The sequence below is a fragment of the Bacillus cereus group sp. RP43 genome, assembly GCF_040459645.1.
GTDB classification, from domain to species: Bacteria; Bacillota; Bacilli; order Bacillales; family Bacillaceae_G; genus Bacillus_A; species Bacillus_A mycoides_C.
In genome coordinates this window covers 1,824,765-1,840,139 of sequence record NZ_JARVHQ010000001.1, presented here as the reverse complement: position 1 = coordinate 1,840,139, position 15,375 = coordinate 1,824,765, and the positions used below count along the sequence as shown (strand labels likewise).

Below are 15,375 nucleotides of genomic sequence, written 5' to 3'. Positions count from 1 at the left end.
GAGGAATTTTATGTGTACTATTATGACACTCGATACAGCAAGTGAAATTGAAAACGCAGAAATAGATATGCTATCTTCTAGATTAAAGGCATTACAAGCGATGTCAGAAAATCCAATGCAAGTACAATTGAAAAAGTTTGGGAGTGCTACTGCCTTTTCATCAAAAATAATTGTTGGTCCTACTTTTAACACAGTAAAGGGCATTGCATTTACAAATACAGACGAGATAGATGAAATCATCTCTTATTATCAATCACTACAAATCCCTTGCCGTTTTGAAATTACACCGGCTCAAGGTACAACTGAACTATTTCAATACTTATCTCAAAAAGGCTTTTACCAATCTAGCTTCCATACCGCTTTATACAGTATACCGGGACAAGCTTTTTCGCTTCCCCCTTCTACCATTTCAGTACGCAAACTGAAAGAAAATGAGTTTCATACTTTTGCAGATATTTATGTTCAGGGATTTAATATGCCTTCTTTTACAAAAGATGGTGTTCGTCAAAATAATGAAATTCTTTACAATCAGCCAGGGTGGCATTTTTTCATAGTTGAAGTTCAAAATATTCCAACTAGTATAGGTGTACTTTATATAAATAAAGGTGTTGCCTCATTAGCTGCATCCGCTACTTTGCCAGAATTCCAGCGCAAAGGTTGTCATACTGCATTAATTCAAAAACGAATAGAAAAAGCTATAGCGACAAACTGTCATTTAATAGTTGGACAAGCTCGATTTGGTAGCGGCAGTCAAAATAATATGGAACGTGCCCATATGAAAATTGCTTATACAAAATCAATATGGACTGCGAAAGACATATAATTAACTTTCTTTTTCTTTCCATTACGAATGTATACATTTTATGACAATTACCTTTCTATCCTGTTAATCATTTGAATATTCAAACTAAATTTGTTACGCTATTACTAGATACATCATTCAACTTGCAACATGAAAAGAGAATTCTAATCAAACTACAAGGAGGAGAAGTGTATGTCAAAACATGAGCATGGTTTAAAAGAAAAAGTAGAGGGTGCCATTGATAAGGTAAAGGGTGAAGTAAAAGAAGTTGTCGGGAAAGTAACTGACAATAAGAAATTACAAGCTGAAGGAAAATGGGATAAGGTAAAAGGCACTGCTAAAGATACTGTCGGTAATGTAAAAGAGAAAATACATGAATATAAAGAGCATAAAGAAGGGAAATAAACAAAGAGCCCTTTGGCTCTTTGTTTATTTCCCTTCACTCTTCTCTAACACATACAAATCTTCTTCAATATTCGTTAATTTCTCACTTACAAGTTTTCTAGCATCTCCAATTGCTTGATTATATGCAAATGGTCCTACTAACTTTATCATTTCTTCTATTAAACGTTCTGCTTGGAAACGTCCAATTTCATCTAAATCTTCTTCCATGAAAAATTGCTGAATTTGTGCTACAAGCTCTTCTTTTTTATCATTCGGTATTTTTATGTTCATCATCGTTAGTTACTCCTCTATATTTAAGATAATACTTTTCTTAACTCTACCATAGAAAAGCGATTTCCTGGACAAGTTTTTGTAACCCCTTCTAACTCCCTATGACCTAGTATATTTCCTTTCTCTATGGCAAACTGCTTCATAAACATTTTACATAAAAAATATAATGAATTCATTTGCGGGGTAGTTGGATCATATTTATCAAAATTTCCCGTCATACATATTCCAATTGTATCACTATTATTATCTTTCGCATGTGCTCCAATATGTAAACCTCGCCCTTCGACTACAGTTCCATCTTCCTCAATAAAATAATTGTAACCAATCCCGCTCCATCCTCTTACCTTTTGATGAAATTCGTGAGTTTTATACACATCCCATCCATCTTCTGACGTATGGTGGATAATCAGTTTATTTACTTTTTCTAAAGGAACTAACTCATTTTGAAATGTTAAATTTGCACATTTAATTTCCATATGAACATCCTCCTCTTACAAATCGATCATAATAACTGTTTTATCATCTGGTCTTATTCTATTTTCTCCCTCTAGCCTTTCAATGATCGCTACATATTCTTTTATACTATTCTTTCTTATATATGCCACAATCTGTTCTAACGACCAATCAGGGTGAAACAATCCGTCTGAACAAATAAAAATCCCACTTACTTCAGCTACCTGTAATTCACCATATTGTAAATAATCCATAGCTTCTTTCATCCCATTTGCAACAGAGTAGCCGTTTGGCATATTTGCAAGATAACGATTGTATTTTAACTGCTCTCGAACATCTTGAAAAACGTGTTCTTCAGGTACAGGTAATCCATTTCCTCTATCTTCCTCTCTCTTTTTTTTTGCACGTTTACTAATTCCCTTAACTGTATCTTTCGTTAATACTCTCATCGCTCCATCCTGAAGCATTGCAACGATCATACAATCACCTAATTGTGCATATTCAAGTTTCTCGCCTTCTATTTGAACTGCTGCAATACATGTACACCATAGATGGTCTTTTTTTCTCGTATCAACCTTGTACTCAAGCATCTTGTTTTGCAATAATTCATTCGCCTTTGCAACTTCACCTTGTAAACTATTAATCTCCCGTAGCGAAGTAAAATGACTTGCAAATATATGCGAAGCGATGTATGCTCCATTATGTCCTTCTTCATCACAAAACGGAACGAGCGGTGTTGCTCCATCACATACACCGTACATCATGTTATGTTCATTACAAAAAAATGAATCCTCACACTCTTGTTTTAAAGGACTCTTCTGTTGGTACGTTGTTATCTTCATATCTGTATCCCCTTTCAAATCATCAAATACTCAAATACTCAAATACTCAAAACATTTGGATTAATCTAATTTTCCGAAATAAACTGTTTTTACCTAAAACTTTCAATTTCATATATAATCTTGAAATAATATGATTTTTTAGTGAAGGACGGGAAAAAGATGGTCAGATTCCTTGGTGTTATTTTTGGTTCTATTATTATTGCAATTGCCTTTAATCTTTTCCTTATCCCCCATAAAATTTTAAGTAGTGGAATTGGCGGAATTGCTATTATTTTAGGAATTGCAACCCCTGTGAACACAGGCATTATTAACTTTGTATTGAACTTACCTATCCTTATTTTAGGATACATAGGTCTTGGAAAAAAAGTAATTTTTAACACAGTTGTCTCTGTAATTGTATTATCTGTTGCACTATATTATATTCCTGTAAAAGTCGTGGCAACAGATCCACTTTTATCATCTGTATTTGGCGGTGTCATCGCCGGAGCTGGTATTGGTCTTGTCTTTAACTGCCATGGTTCAACTGGTGGATTTGATATTATCGGTATGTTGTTATCTCGCAAGCGAGATATTAAACTTGGTGGATTCCTTATTGCATTAAATACTGTTGTTGTTGTCATTGCAGGATTTTTCTTCACTTGGGATGTTGCCCTTACAAGCTTACTTTCAATTTATGTAACTGGTAAAGTAATTGATGCCGTTCATACAAAACATCGTAAAGTTACACTTATGATTGTAACAAATCAAGCGGAAGAAATGAAAAAAAAGCTTCTTTCAACTGTAGTACGCGGAATTACGTTACTTGATGGTGAAGGTGCTTATTCAAACGAAAAAAAACGTGTACTTATGACAGTTGTTTCTCGTGAAGAGTTAGCAAGTATGAAACTAACGATTTCCGAAATTGATCCTCATGCATTCGTTAATATTACAGAAACCGTTGAAGTATTAGGATTGTTTAGAAAAGTATAAAAAACTAGGTGAACCTTCACCTAGTTTTTATTTTCCATGAATTCAATTCGATTTCCAAACGGATCTGATACGTAAAATCTAATTACATCTGGTCGTGCATTATCATCTATTACTTCAACACCTTGCTTTATTAACTCTTGTTTAAATTCATCAATTTTTAAAACATAAAAAGCCGGATGCGCTTTTTTAGCTGGATTAAAGTTTTGCTCAACTCCGATATGAATCTCTTGATTTCCACACTTAAACCAACACCCACCACGCTTCTTTAATTCCTCCGGTTTCGGAATTTCCTCCATACCAATTTTATTACCATAAAATTCTCGCGCTTCTTCTTCACATCCTACAGGCGCAGCTACTTGTACATGATCAATTCCTTGAATATAATTTTTCATATTCCTTCCCCCTCTTCTATTCTAATGTTATAACGAAAATACATTCATGTAACTTACAAAAAATTAATAAAGCAATATAAGATTCTCTTATTACTACCTTTTATACCTTCCACTAAAAATAAAAAAAGAAAATTCACTATGTAATTTCCATTTTTTATAGAAATACACATCACACCTATATTATAGTTATTAATAGATCCATCTTTTTTAGATGCCAGTTGTACGGAGGAAATATTATGAGTCGTAAAAAATATTCATCTACTCAAAAAAAGCGTCACCCAAACGTATCAGGACGCCTGCGAAACCATATACAAAATCGTTCTTTAGCAGAAATGTATGCATCTCTTTTTGAACATAACCCTGATAGTATTATTTCATTGAATTTAGAAGGAGTTATTTTACATATTAACCCCTCTGCTGAAAGAATATTAGGTTATACTTCTAACGAATTGGAGCGAAAAACAATCACTTCTATTTTAGAAGCACATATTTCTGATCAAGTGCTACAATACATAAAAAATACTGCAGCTGACAATCAAAAAGAGTATATCGTCTCTATTTATCATAAAGACGGATATTTACTAGATGCCGTAACAAAATTAGTTCCTATTTTTGTTGAAAACCGTTTAACAGGTGTATACGCCATTATGAAACCACTTGAAAAATCAGAAAGAATTGAGAAAGTATTACAAGAGAGTGAGAAACGATTACGCACATTAATGAATTCAATGCCTGCGTTTGTTATTTTTAAGGATCATGAAGGGCGGTGGCTGGAAGCGAATGACTATGCGCTTTCTTGTTTCAATTTCCATAACGTTCCTTATCATGGAAAAAGAGATAATGAACTCATTCAATATAACGAAGCGTACCGAGAAGCTTTTTTGCACTGTGAAGAAGTCGATGAACTAACATGGCAAAAAGGACAAATTCTTCACGGAGAGGAATTTATTATACATAGAGATGACTTCGACCTAGTTTTAAGTATTTCAAAAGTCCCACTCTTCCACCCTGATGGCTCACGAAAAGGTCTTATAGTGATGGGAAGGGACGTTACCGAACTAAAAGAAACTGAAAAGTTATTACGAAAATCCGAAAAGCTTGCAGTAGTAGGACAACTGACAGCTGGAATTGCACATGAAATCAGAAACCCGCTCACTTCATTAAAAGGATTTTTAACATTATTACATCCAGAAATAAATGAGGAAAATAAATGGTATGTGGACGTTATGCTGAGTGAGATTTCACAAATGGAATCTATAACAAGCCAATTTATGGCGATGTCTAAACCACAAGTGTTATCTATTCATACATGCAACGTACAAACATTAATTGAAGAAGTTGTAACTTTTATTTTACCAACAGCAATTATGCATAGCGTTCATATCATTATGGACCATTTCGATTATATTTCTGACATTCAATGTGACAGTAATCAATTAAAACAAGTTTTTATTAACATATTAAAAAATGCGATTGAGGCGATGCCTGATGGTGGTAACATATTCATTCAAACAGCTTCGTTAGAAAATGATTTTGTTTCAATACGCATTATCGATGAAGGTTGTGGGATTCCTGAAGAGCGCATGGCTCGTCTTGGCGAACCTTTTTATAGCTTGAAAGAAAAAGGAACTGGGCTGGGCTTAATGATGTGCTATAAAATCATTCAAGAGCATCACGGAAAATTATTCATTTCAAGTGAATTAAACATAGGAACAACTGTCGATATCCAATTACCAATTGCTACATCTCAGCCTGTAACAAACTCGTAACTATACATCTACAAAATATTATAAGTAGTTCAGTTATTGTGGAAACATCTACACTAAAAAGCTCAAAGTCCCTATATGACTCTGAGCTTTATTTTTGTATAAAACGTATTTCATTACATCCATTCTCTTCCATGTTCACGAATGAATTTAATATCGTTTTCATAATGGTCAAGGTGTCCTTCATCTATCATTTTTTTGAAGTTCATATCGCCTTCTTTTGCTTTTCTTTTCATATATTTACATAACCCTTCTAATCGTAGCAATACCATTTCCAGATAATCTTCTTCCATAACCCCACCGTAAGATTCAAAAAACAATTTAACCCTTTTCTTTATACGTTCCGCATGCTGTAATGAACTATAATAAACTGCCTCACCTGTTTCCTTATAATAAACTCTACTTAATGGGACACAAGTGTAAAGAGTATATGCTATATCCCAAAGTCTTGGTCCAGGACCAGCAACATCAAAATCAATAATACCTACTGGTTTTTCGTTATTAAAAATAATGTTGTATATTGCAAAATCATTATGGCATACAACCTCTATTTTATTTGGAGTATTATCCATCGGTTTCCAATCATCTGATAACGGGAAATCACTCACAGCATCATGATAAAGACGGAGCATCTTCGCTATTTCTTTTAAAACATCATTAGACCACATGTACTCTTTTAAAGGATAATTACCAGCTTCTCCTTCAATAAATGATAATATCTCTCTATCTTTATCATCAATACCTAAAAACTTTGGTGCATAACTAAAACCTTTGTTTTCCAAATGATTTAATAGCTTATGAATTTTGGTACTGCCTTGCTTTAATTCTCGTCGAACAGTATCTTCCGAACGATATACGTTTGAGACATTCCCTCCCGTTAGCATTTCTTCATTTTCGTAGTTTGACATCTAATAGTTCCCCCTCATTATTAGAAAAATCGACACCCTTAAAACAAATTGCCAATTATTCTACACTCCTGCTCATTAACAAAACAGGAACCCCTTTGCTTTTCTTTATATTTTAACATAACTTTCCTATTCTCTTTTAATTCCTTAAATTACAACAAAAAAACCGAGTATAAAATCTTTATGATTTTACACTCGATTTAGTCTACTATTTATGCATGTGAAAACATTTTTTCATACCATTCTGTTGCCTTCTCTACTTCATTCATCGTTAATTGATGTCCTCTATTTTCCCAATGCATTGTTACATTAGCATTTGCATTTTCTAATAGCACCTTCAATTCCTCTGACTCAGAAGGTGAACAAATTGGATCATTTGTTCCAGCAGCAATAAACACTGCTTTCTCTACTAAATTAGGAAGTTCCATCCCTCTTCTTGGGACCATTGGATGATGAAGAATGGCACCTTTTAATGCATTTTCATAATGGAATAATAAACTCGCTGCAATATTTGCTCCATTTGAATACCCAACAGCTACGATATTATCTCTATCAAATTCATATGTTTTTGCTGCTTCATTTAAAAATTCATTTAATTCCTTCGTACGGAAAACAAGATCCTCTTCATCAAAAATACCCTCTGCTAATCGGCGGAAGAAACGAGGCATCCCATTTTCTAATACATTTCCACGAACACTTAATACAGAAGCTTTTGGATCAATTCTTTCTGCAAGCGGTAATAAATCTAATTCATTTCCTCCTGTACCATGAAGCAATAATAGTGTTGATTTTGACTCATCTTTTCCTTTTTGAAAAACATGTTTCATCATTTTTTCTCCCCTTTCAATTACATATATAATTAGTCTAATTCTCTTACTTCAATTGGTAATAACCCTTGTTCAATCTGTTTTCTATGCTGATCATATCGCTCTGGTAATTTTAATTCCTCACCCATCGTCTCTAATGATTCATCATGAGCGAAACCAGGAGGGTCTGTTGCAATTTCAAATAAGATTTCGCCGTGTTCTCTAAAATAAATTGCGTTAAAATAATTTCGGTCTTGTACAGGAGTTACACCATATCCAAAGCGGGACACATGCTCTTTCCAGTCTAATTGATCGGTATCATCGCTAGCTCTCCATGCAATATGATGAACCGTCCCAACACCCATTTGCCCACGTCCGATAGAATGTATCTTTAAATCAATTACATTTCCAATTTCAGCTGAAGAACGGAACCGCATAAACTCTCCCTCTTCTCCAACTTTTTCAAGTCCCATTACATGTTCTAACAATTCGGCAGTTTTTTGAGGTTGTGCCGATAAAAGAACCGCCCCACCAAATCCTTTAATAGCTACTTCTGAAGTAACTTCTCCAAAGCTCCAAGTATTTAACTCGCCTTCTTCTCTTGCAACTAACTCTAAATGCAAACCATGTGGATCATCAAATTCCAAATATTTTTCTCCAAAGCGAGTCATTTTTGTATACGAAATATTGAATTTCTCCAATCTCTTTTCCCAAAACCCCATAGCACCTTTAGGTACAACGTAAGAAGTTACCCCTACTTGACCATCTCCAATAACACCTTGCTTTGCACCTGCCCATGGGAAAAATGTAATAATAGTTCCTGGTTTTCCTCCTTCATTTCCAAAGTAAAGGTGATACGTACCTGGATCATCAAAATTCACTGTTTGTTTTACTAAACGCAATCCTAATACACCTGCATAAAAATCTACATTTTCTTGTGGATGACCTACGATTGCTGTAATATGGTGAATTCCCATCGTCTTCTTTTCCATTTTCTCCACATCCCTTTTTATTTCATTATAAAAAACGTTTATTCGCTAAAATTCATTATTCATTTTGTCCATATGATAAAGTTCAATCCGTAATACTATCTTTCTCAAGCTTGAGGTATTTCTCTAAAAAACTAACACATTTCATCCTGCTCGAAAATTATCTCGAATTCGAGATAATCCATAAAAAAATTACTGTTCTTACAATGTGTTTAGTCTAACATTATTTTAACTATCCTTAAATTTATCTTGAATTCGAGATTTATTATAGTCTAATTATTTTTTATTGTCAATGAGCATATCGTTTCATTTTTTCATCAAAAACAATATTCTGACAATTAACCCCCATACTACTATAATCAAAAAAGCCATACAAATGTATGACTTTTAATCTATTAAACATAGCTTATCTTTTATTTACTATAGGAAACAATTCCGAAAGAGGGACTACCCTTCCCACCTCATCTTTAAATACAATATGTTCTCTTGTTAAATGGCGCGGGCTCTTTACCCCTGCTGCTGCCGCTAATGAAAACAAACTATATCTCATACTAACAATGTAATTCATTACTCGCCATTTTTTCTCATACGGATCTAATGCTTTTTGGTAGTGTGGATTCGTAGTTGCAACTCCAGATGGACATTGCCCTGAATTACATTGAAGTGCCATAATACAACCACTCGCCATCATAAATCCGCGTGCCGAATTTACGGCATCTGCACCGATAGCTAAAGCAATCGCCACTTTATCTGGTGTGACTAATTTCCCAGAGGCAAACACCTTTAATTTATCCCGGACACCAAAATAATTTGCTGTATCAATAAATGTAAGTAATGCCGGTATAAGCGGAAGCCCCATACTATCTGCCATCGATTTATACGTGGCACCCGATCCACCTTCTGAACCATCAATTGTAATAAAATCTGGATAAATATTTAATTCACTCATTGTTTTTAATAAATCTTCCAAAGGCTCCTGCTGTCCAATTACGATTTTCATCCCGACTGGCTTGCCACCGTTTTTTTGCAATTTTTGAATAAAGTAAAGTGTATCCGCTGCATTATTTAAAAATGAAAATCGATTCGGTGAATTAATCGTCTCCCCTTCTCGTACGTTCCGAACAGAAGCAATTTTCTCATTTACTTTTTGTCCCTCTAGATGACCACCACGTATTTTAGCACCTTGCCCAAATTTCAATTCGAACGCCTTAATATTACTTTCTTTCGCTTTATCCATAAATTTCTCCATTGAAAAATTCCCGTCTTCATCACGGTATCCGAATAACCCTGGACCAATTTGCGCAACGATATTCGCTCCTGTATGTAAATGTTCTGGAATTACGCCCCCTTCTCCAGTATTAATCCACGATCCACCTGCCATTTTCGCACCAAAACCGCTCGCTAAAATATAATTTTCTCCAATCGCACCGTAAGATGTCGCTGATGCTCCAAACATTCCATGTAGTTTCCATGGATATTTACGATTTTCACCAACTATAATTGCATCGTCATCTTCATATAACCAAAGATTCGTTGTATCCGCTGTCAATTTCTCTCTTCTTGAAAATAACCCTTCTTTATGGATCACATACTTTTTCCCCTCACGTTCTTGCATGAGATCCACACTTAATTCATCCGTCAATATCGGAAACAGTGTATTAGCAATATAATAACCAGATTCATCAAAATCTCGTTTTGATCCAAAACCAAGTATTTCAGAACGATACTTCGCTAAAAACATAATACTTTGAAAATCATAGCGTGAGAATGGTTTTCCGTCAGTATCGTGATCAAACCAATATTGCCGAAACTCCGGCCCTATTTTTTCAAGTAGATAGCGCATTCTCCCTAAGTATGGATGCAGTTTTAATATAGAATGATGCGTCCGTTTTTTTATAAAAAATGTAATGATAAAAAAGGCGATTAAAAGTAACATCAATAAGAGCAATATACTAATAATAACGAGTAGCGTTTCACTCATCCCGCTTCCTCCTATGAAATTCCATAATAAAAGGAGAACACTTCATGTGTTCTCCTTTTATCCTTATTCAAATTAGTGTAGCAAGATGCTCTTTCGCGTCATATTCAACTAAACTTTCAGCATTTTTAATTCGATGAACAAAATCTGGGTTCGCAATTAATGGTCTTCCGAACGCCGCTACATCAATTGTTCCTTCTTGCAATGCTTCTTCTGCCTCTTTCGGATTCAAATTCCCTACTCCTACGATAGTACCATCCCAATATTTTCTTACTAATTGATGAAAATTCTTTCCGTCAGCAATAACTGCCGTATAATTCATCGTTGAAGGGTGAATCATCGTTAATCCAACTTCTTTGAACATATTTACAAAAGTTTCAATCGCAAGTTCTGGGTTTTCCCACATATAGACAGGGTTATCACCTTTAAAGGCAGAGAAGCGAAGCAGCGTTTTATTAGCTCCAACTGCTTCAATTACAGCCTCCGTTACTTCTTTCATAAATGTTAACCTTTGCTTCAAGTCACCGCCGTATTTATCAGTTCGCTTATTCGCAAACTCATAAGTAAATTGATCAATTAAATATCCGTGTGCACCGTGAATTTCTACTCCATCAAACCCAGCTTCAATTGCGTTTTTTGCAGCTTGTGCATATTGACCAACAACTTCTTTTATTTCTTCTATTGTCATTGCTTCTGGTGTATCAAATGGTTTACGAAAACGCGGAACATTCCCTTCCGCAGCAATTGCTGACGGTGCTTGCGGCATTTGACCACCAATTATTTCATGATGACTCATACGTCCAACATGCCATATTTGAGCGATAATCGTTCCGCCTTCTTTATGTACCGCCTCTGTAACAGGTTTCCAAGAATCGACTTGCGCTTGTGTATAAATACCTGGAACTCCTGGATTCCCTTTTGCTCTTGGACTAATAACAATTCCTTCTGTAATAATTAATCCAACTCCATCAGCAGCACGTTTTCGGTAATATTCGACTACGTCAGCACCAACGACTTCAGTCTCATTATTTGCAAAACATCTCGTCATCGGTGCCATCGCTATGCGATTACGAAGAGACCAAGATCCAACTTGAATCGGATGGAATAATTTCGTTTCTTCAATATTTTCAAAAGACCCCCAAGCGTTTATATTTGTTCCTTCATAAATACTTGCTGCTTTATTATTTGAACTTGTCATTTTTCTTCCCCCTAAAAAAATCTAACTATAATCGCATCATACTTACTTTTAGATAGTAACGTCAATTTATACGTCTTTACCATTATAAATTCGAATATTAAACAAACAGAATAATAAAAACAAAAATTAAAAAGGTTTCCTAATTAGGAAACCTTTTTTTAGTTGACCATATAAGGCTAACAATTCGTTTATCTCTTTTACATAAAGAAAATAAACAATTATTATCTCCTCACATATGGAAAATCTCTTAACAATAGAAGTGGGAGTGGTTCAGTATTCTTCTAAAAATAATAACTTATATACCTAAAACAATGAAAGCCCTACCTCTCTTTCATCCTTACGGCTCCTCGTCCGTGCCAGTGTGAATCAGGATTGCAAAAATCAAGTAACTATTTTATCGAGTTATTTAATTAAACCTCGAACATTCGTAAAAGAAATTAAAAAATAAAAATGGATTAGATTGTAGTAATAACAAAAGAGGTTAATGCTCTAAAAGTGGTTTGAAAGAGTTGAATGTCTTTGAAATGATTGATTCTCTATAATTATATTCCCAAAAAATTCAAGATCTTTTTTGGGATGTAATACATTATCTACAATGAATCTTAACAAAAGCTTTTTATTTGATTTTCTGTGATACCCTCAATTAATCCCAGTTCACTAATCAAAAATTCATGTGCGTTATCTAACATTTTCTTTTCGCTTGCATTAAGTGCTTTTTCTTTCTGCATACGTAATAAATCACGTACAACTTCAGCACCTTCTTGTATTTTACCCGTTTTTATTTTATCAGTGTTCAATTTATACCTTTGTTTCCACGTAAGTAATCTATCTGATTCTCCATGTTGAAAAACATCTATTATGTGTGTTAATGCCTTTAGATTTGTAACTGGTCGTATATTTGAATTCAATATTTTCCCCATAGGAATCATTACTTCCATATTACTAGCCGACATTTTTATAACATAATACTGTTGTTTTTCCCCTGAAATTTCCTTTTCTTCTATGGCTTTAATTATACCTGCTCCGTGCATTGGATAAACAATGTTATCGCCAATTTGAAACAAATAATCCACCTCCATATATGGTAACCTTCTCAAGCATAACACACATTTATTTTTTTAGCAAAATTTTTATAATATCACAAAATTATTTTCCATGTCAATTTATTTATACATAAAAATTCAATCTGTACAGAAACACTAAAAAACCCGCATTTTTGTTACCTTTTCACACCCATTCCCTCCAATTTTATATACCTTGTAAAACAAAAAAATACATCCCTACATATAAGTAGCGATGTATTTTTATATAATGTGCAACATGAAAGACAAAAACGATTACTTCAAAACTTCACACATACGATTCTTCGCTTATATACTAACCTGTTTTCTAATCGTTTCTCGCGCTAAAAGAAAACTCATAATCACTTGCGCAGCTACTCTACTTGTCATATCCCTAAAATCAAGAGTTGGATCAATTTCTACTATATCCATCCCTTGAACGAGTGGCTCTTTACCAAGGAATTCAATTGCATCAAGTAAAGTTGTACTATCCATTCCACCAGGGCCAATTGCTGGACAGCCTGGCGCAAACGCTTGGTCTAGTACGTCCATATCAAGAGAAATATAAATAGAAGTCACACCTTGTTTTCTTAATACTTCAATACTTTCTGAAATAAGATCTTTTATTTCTCGCTCTCTTACATCTTTCATTGTATACACTGTCACGCCATGCTCTTTTGCATATTCATGGTACGCTCGTGCATTTGAAAAATTACGAATCCCAATTTGAACGAGTTGTTTTCCTGTAATCACATCATTTTCTAGCAAACTACGGAACGGTGTACCATTTGACGGACCACCATCATCTAAATTACGTAAATCATGATGAGCATCAAATTGAATAATACCGACATTCCCTTTACTATTTGCAAAACCGGTTATACTTGGAAAACTAATCGAGTGGTCACCACCAAGAACGATTGGTATCATTTTCGGATTTACTTTCGTCAAGTGACCAACTGTTTTCGCAATTCGGTTATGACTCTCTTTTATATCTGTTACATGCATCGTAATATCACCGCAATCATGAAGAACACTTTCTTTCATATCGTGTTCTTCTGTAATTGCGTACGTGCTATATGCATCTAACATTGAACGAATTGTTTTTGGTGCAAAACATGCTCCTGAATGACTAATAGATGGTTTAGAAAGAGGTGCACCAATTAAGGCTGCACCGAATATTTCTACGCCTTCCTCCCAATCTTTAATCATCTCACTCCATTTCGTTACTTCACGATCGATAAATTTTGCATTTCTCTTTAAATAGTGGCCGTGCTCCACGATTGTTCACCTCTTGTATATGCGATATTACCGCTCTTCCATACTGTATTTACATGACTTACGCCGTAATGGTACGGCACGTAAGCATAATTATAAGCATCCCATAAAACTAAATCTGCCTTACGACCAACTCTAATTTTCCCAGCTACATCACCACGATTAATTGCGTGAGCAGAGTTAACTGTTACCGCATTCCAAACTTCTTCTGGTGTCATTTTTAGTTTCAGCATCGCAATGCTCATAATAAGCTGAATGTTTTCAGTTGGACAGCTACCTGGGTTAAAGTCTGTAGCTAAAGCAACCGCAACACCTTCATCGATCATTTTACGGCCACGTGCGAAACTTTCTTTATTCAAATAGAAAGTTGTTCCTGGTAATAAAGTTGCAACTGTATTAGAATTCGCAAGCATTTCAATTCCTTTATCAGAAGCGCCAACTAAATGATCTGCTGATGCTGCGCCAATTTCAGCCGCTGCTTCCGCACCACCAAGAGGGTCGATTTCATCTGCATGAATTTTCACATCAAAGCCAAGCTCTTTCGCTTTTAATAAAAATTCTTTTGATTCTTCTACAGAGAACACACCTGTTTCACAGAAAATATCAACGAACTCAGCTAATTGCTTCTCTTTCATTTCTGGTAATAGATCTAGCATCCATTGTAAAAATTCTTTCGATCTTCCTTTATACTCTTTCGGAACTGCATGAGCACCTAAAAATGTTGAAACTAAATCAATTGGATGCTCTTTTTGTAATTGTGCAGTTGCCTCTAATTGTTTCCATTCCGTCTCATCATCTAATCCGTAACCACTCTTCGCTTCTACGGTTGTTACACCGAAAGATAGCATACGGTCTAAATGAAATTTAGCTTTTTGAACAAGTTCTTCTTTCGATGCTTGTTTCGTTGCATTTACAGTTGAAAGAATACCTCCGCCTTGTTCTAAAATTTCCAAGTACGGAACTCCTTGTAATTTCAGCGCGATTTCATTTTCACGAGATCCACCAAATACAAGATGAGTATGCGGGTCAACAAGACCAGGCGAAACCATTTTCCCGCCGCAATCAATAACCTCTTTCGCTTGTAATCCTTTTGCTTCTTCTGCTGTTCCAACGAAAGTAATCACACCGTTTTCGATTCCAACGGCACCGTTTTCAATAACAGGAAGCGTGTTCATCGCTTCCCGTCTTAACAAGCCATCTTCTTGATCCATTGTTAGTAATTGACCGATATTTATTAGTAAAGTGTCCAGCATGTTTCTTC

General features: G+C 34.9%; 16 protein-coding genes. 4 read left to right on the top strand and 12 right to left on the bottom strand.

Going from position 1 to position 15,375, the window contains the following annotated elements; all coding sequences use genetic code 11:
• The first annotated feature begins 10 nt into the window (after window positions 1-10).
• Both QCI75_RS09670 and QCI75_RS09665 read left to right on the top strand, forming a co-directional pair.
• A complete protein-coding gene (locus QCI75_RS09670; protein ID WP_144506386.1) occupies window positions 11-823 on the top strand; it encodes a GNAT family N-acetyltransferase in 813 nt (270 codons plus the stop codon).
• 171 nt (window positions 824-994) lie between these two features.
• Window positions 995-1,207 (top strand): CsbD family protein, encoded by a 213-nt coding sequence (locus QCI75_RS09665; protein ID WP_353760359.1) that lies wholly within the window; start codon window positions 995-997, stop codon window positions 1,205-1,207.
• A gap of 24 nt (window positions 1,208-1,231) precedes the next feature.
• Here the strand turns inward: QCI75_RS09665 and QCI75_RS09660 are convergent, their stop codons facing one another.
• From QCI75_RS09660 to QCI75_RS09650, 3 genes are read right to left on the bottom strand one after another with little or no spacing between them, the layout of a single operon-like run.
• Window positions 1,232-1,480 (bottom strand): DUF2164 domain-containing protein, encoded by a 249-nt coding sequence (locus tag QCI75_RS09660; protein ID WP_144506384.1) that lies wholly within the window; start codon window positions 1,478-1,480, stop codon window positions 1,232-1,234.
• A 20-nt stretch (window positions 1,481-1,500) separates the two neighbouring features.
• Entirely contained in the window at window positions 1,501-1,953 is a 453-nt protein-coding gene (locus tag QCI75_RS09655) for a peptidoglycan recognition protein family protein (RefSeq protein ID WP_353760358.1), read from the bottom strand.
• Between the two features lie 15 nt (window positions 1,954-1,968).
• Window positions 1,969-2,772 (bottom strand): protein phosphatase 2C domain-containing protein, encoded by an 804-nt coding sequence (locus tag QCI75_RS09650; RefSeq protein WP_144506382.1) that lies wholly within the window; start codon window positions 2,770-2,772, stop codon window positions 1,969-1,971.
• A 159-nt stretch (window positions 2,773-2,931) separates the two neighbouring features.
• Here QCI75_RS09650 and QCI75_RS09645 point away from each other — a divergent pair, with 159 nt between their 5' ends.
• The gene (locus QCI75_RS09645) at window positions 2,932-3,741 is read left to right on the top strand and encodes a YitT family protein (RefSeq protein ID WP_070144391.1); all 810 of its coding nucleotides are present in this window, start codon (window positions 2,932-2,934) and stop codon (window positions 3,739-3,741) included.
• A gap of 20 nt (window positions 3,742-3,761) precedes the next feature.
• On the opposite strand, the gene QCI75_RS09640 is transcribed toward QCI75_RS09645, so the two are convergent.
• The gene (locus QCI75_RS09640) at window positions 3,762-4,133 is read right to left on the bottom strand and encodes a VOC family protein (protein ID WP_002121439.1); all 372 of its coding nucleotides are present in this window, start codon (window positions 4,131-4,133) and stop codon (window positions 3,762-3,764) included.
• A 236-nt stretch (window positions 4,134-4,369) separates the two neighbouring features.
• Here QCI75_RS09640 and QCI75_RS09635 point away from each other — a divergent pair, with 236 nt between their 5' ends.
• Window positions 4,370-5,902 carry a BA3702 family sensor histidine kinase gene (locus tag QCI75_RS09635; RefSeq protein WP_144506381.1) on the top strand — a complete coding sequence of 511 codons (1,533 nt, stop codon included), beginning with the start codon at window positions 4,370-4,372 and terminating at the stop codon, window positions 5,900-5,902.
• Window positions 5,903-6,015: 113 nt separating this feature from the next.
• Here the strand turns inward: QCI75_RS09635 and QCI75_RS09630 are convergent, their stop codons facing one another.
• From QCI75_RS09630 to hutI, 8 genes are all read right to left on the bottom strand, one after another.
• A complete protein-coding gene (locus tag QCI75_RS09630; RefSeq protein WP_353760357.1) occupies window positions 6,016-6,807 on the bottom strand; it encodes a phosphotransferase in 792 nt (263 codons plus the stop codon).
• A 209-nt stretch (window positions 6,808-7,016) separates the two neighbouring features.
• Window positions 7,017-7,631 carry an alpha/beta hydrolase gene (locus QCI75_RS09625; RefSeq protein WP_353760356.1) on the bottom strand — a complete coding sequence of 205 codons (615 nt, stop codon included), beginning with the start codon at window positions 7,629-7,631 and terminating at the stop codon, window positions 7,017-7,019.
• A 32-nt stretch (window positions 7,632-7,663) separates the two neighbouring features.
• Window positions 7,664-8,602: a ring-cleaving dioxygenase gene (locus QCI75_RS09620; protein WP_353760355.1), complete on the bottom strand. Its 939-nt coding sequence runs from the start codon at window positions 8,600-8,602 to the stop codon at window positions 7,664-7,666.
• A gap of 403 nt (window positions 8,603-9,005) precedes the next feature.
• Window positions 9,006-10,580 (bottom strand): FMN-binding glutamate synthase family protein, encoded by a 1,575-nt coding sequence (locus QCI75_RS09615; RefSeq protein ID WP_144506377.1) that lies wholly within the window; start codon window positions 10,578-10,580, stop codon window positions 9,006-9,008.
• Window positions 10,581-10,647: 67 nt separating this feature from the next.
• The gene (locus QCI75_RS09610) at window positions 10,648-11,775 is read right to left on the bottom strand and encodes an alkene reductase (protein ID WP_144506376.1); all 1,128 of its coding nucleotides are present in this window, start codon (window positions 11,773-11,775) and stop codon (window positions 10,648-10,650) included.
• Window positions 11,776-12,377: 602 nt separating this feature from the next.
• On the bottom strand, window positions 12,378-12,839 hold the full coding sequence (locus QCI75_RS09605; RefSeq protein WP_180235333.1) for a CarD family transcriptional regulator: 462 nt from the start codon (window positions 12,837-12,839) through the stop codon (window positions 12,378-12,380).
• A 306-nt stretch (window positions 12,840-13,145) separates the two neighbouring features.
• Complete coding sequence (gene hutG, locus QCI75_RS09600; RefSeq protein WP_353760354.1) at window positions 13,146-14,117, bottom strand: formimidoylglutamase; 972 nt, start codon at window positions 14,115-14,117, stop codon at window positions 13,146-13,148.
• Window positions 14,096-15,367, bottom strand: coding sequence for an imidazolonepropionase (gene hutI / locus QCI75_RS09595; protein WP_353760353.1), 1,272 nt, complete (start codon window positions 15,365-15,367; stop codon window positions 14,096-14,098). Before hutI ends, hutG begins: the two co-directional genes overlap by 22 nt.
• Between the last annotated feature and the right edge of the window lie 8 nt (window positions 15,368-15,375).

Bases quoted from the DNA above. Each gene is read 5' to 3' on its own strand.
- QCI75_RS09620 (WP_353760355.1), bottom strand. From the start codon at position 8,602: ATGGAAAAGAAGACGATGGGAATTCACCATATTACAGCAATCGTAGGT.
- QCI75_RS09630 (WP_353760357.1), bottom strand. From the start codon at position 6,807: ATGTCAAACTACGAAAATGAAGAAATGCTAACGGGAGGGAATGTCTCA.
- QCI75_RS09635 (WP_144506381.1), top strand. From the start codon at position 4,370: ATGAGTCGTAAAAAATATTCATCTACTCAAAAAAAGCGTCACCCAAAC.
- QCI75_RS09615 (WP_144506377.1), bottom strand. From the start codon at position 10,580: ATGAGTGAAACGCTACTCGTTATTATTAGTATATTGCTCTTATTGATG.
- hutI (WP_353760353.1), bottom strand. From the start codon at position 15,367: ATGCTGGACACTTTACTAATAAATATCGGTCAATTACTAACAATGGAT.
- QCI75_RS09645 (WP_070144391.1), top strand. From the start codon at position 2,932: ATGGTCAGATTCCTTGGTGTTATTTTTGGTTCTATTATTATTGCAATT.
- QCI75_RS09670 (WP_144506386.1), top strand. From the start codon at position 11: ATGTGTACTATTATGACACTCGATACAGCAAGTGAAATTGAAAACGCA.
- QCI75_RS09655 (WP_353760358.1), bottom strand. From the start codon at position 1,953: ATGGAAATTAAATGTGCAAATTTAACATTTCAAAATGAGTTAGTTCCT.
- QCI75_RS09665 (WP_353760359.1), top strand. From the start codon at position 995: ATGTCAAAACATGAGCATGGTTTAAAAGAAAAAGTAGAGGGTGCCATT.
- QCI75_RS09650 (WP_144506382.1), bottom strand. From the start codon at position 2,772: ATGAAGATAACAACGTACCAACAGAAGAGTCCTTTAAAACAAGAGTGT.
- QCI75_RS09610 (WP_144506376.1), bottom strand. From the start codon at position 11,775: ATGACAAGTTCAAATAATAAAGCAGCAAGTATTTATGAAGGAACAAAT.
- QCI75_RS09625 (WP_353760356.1), bottom strand. From the start codon at position 7,631: ATGAAACATGTTTTTCAAAAAGGAAAAGATGAGTCAAAATCAACACTA.
- QCI75_RS09660 (WP_144506384.1), bottom strand. From the start codon at position 1,480: ATGATGAACATAAAAATACCGAATGATAAAAAAGAAGAGCTTGTAGCA.
- QCI75_RS09640 (WP_002121439.1), bottom strand. From the start codon at position 4,133: ATGAAAAATTATATTCAAGGAATTGATCATGTACAAGTAGCTGCGCCT.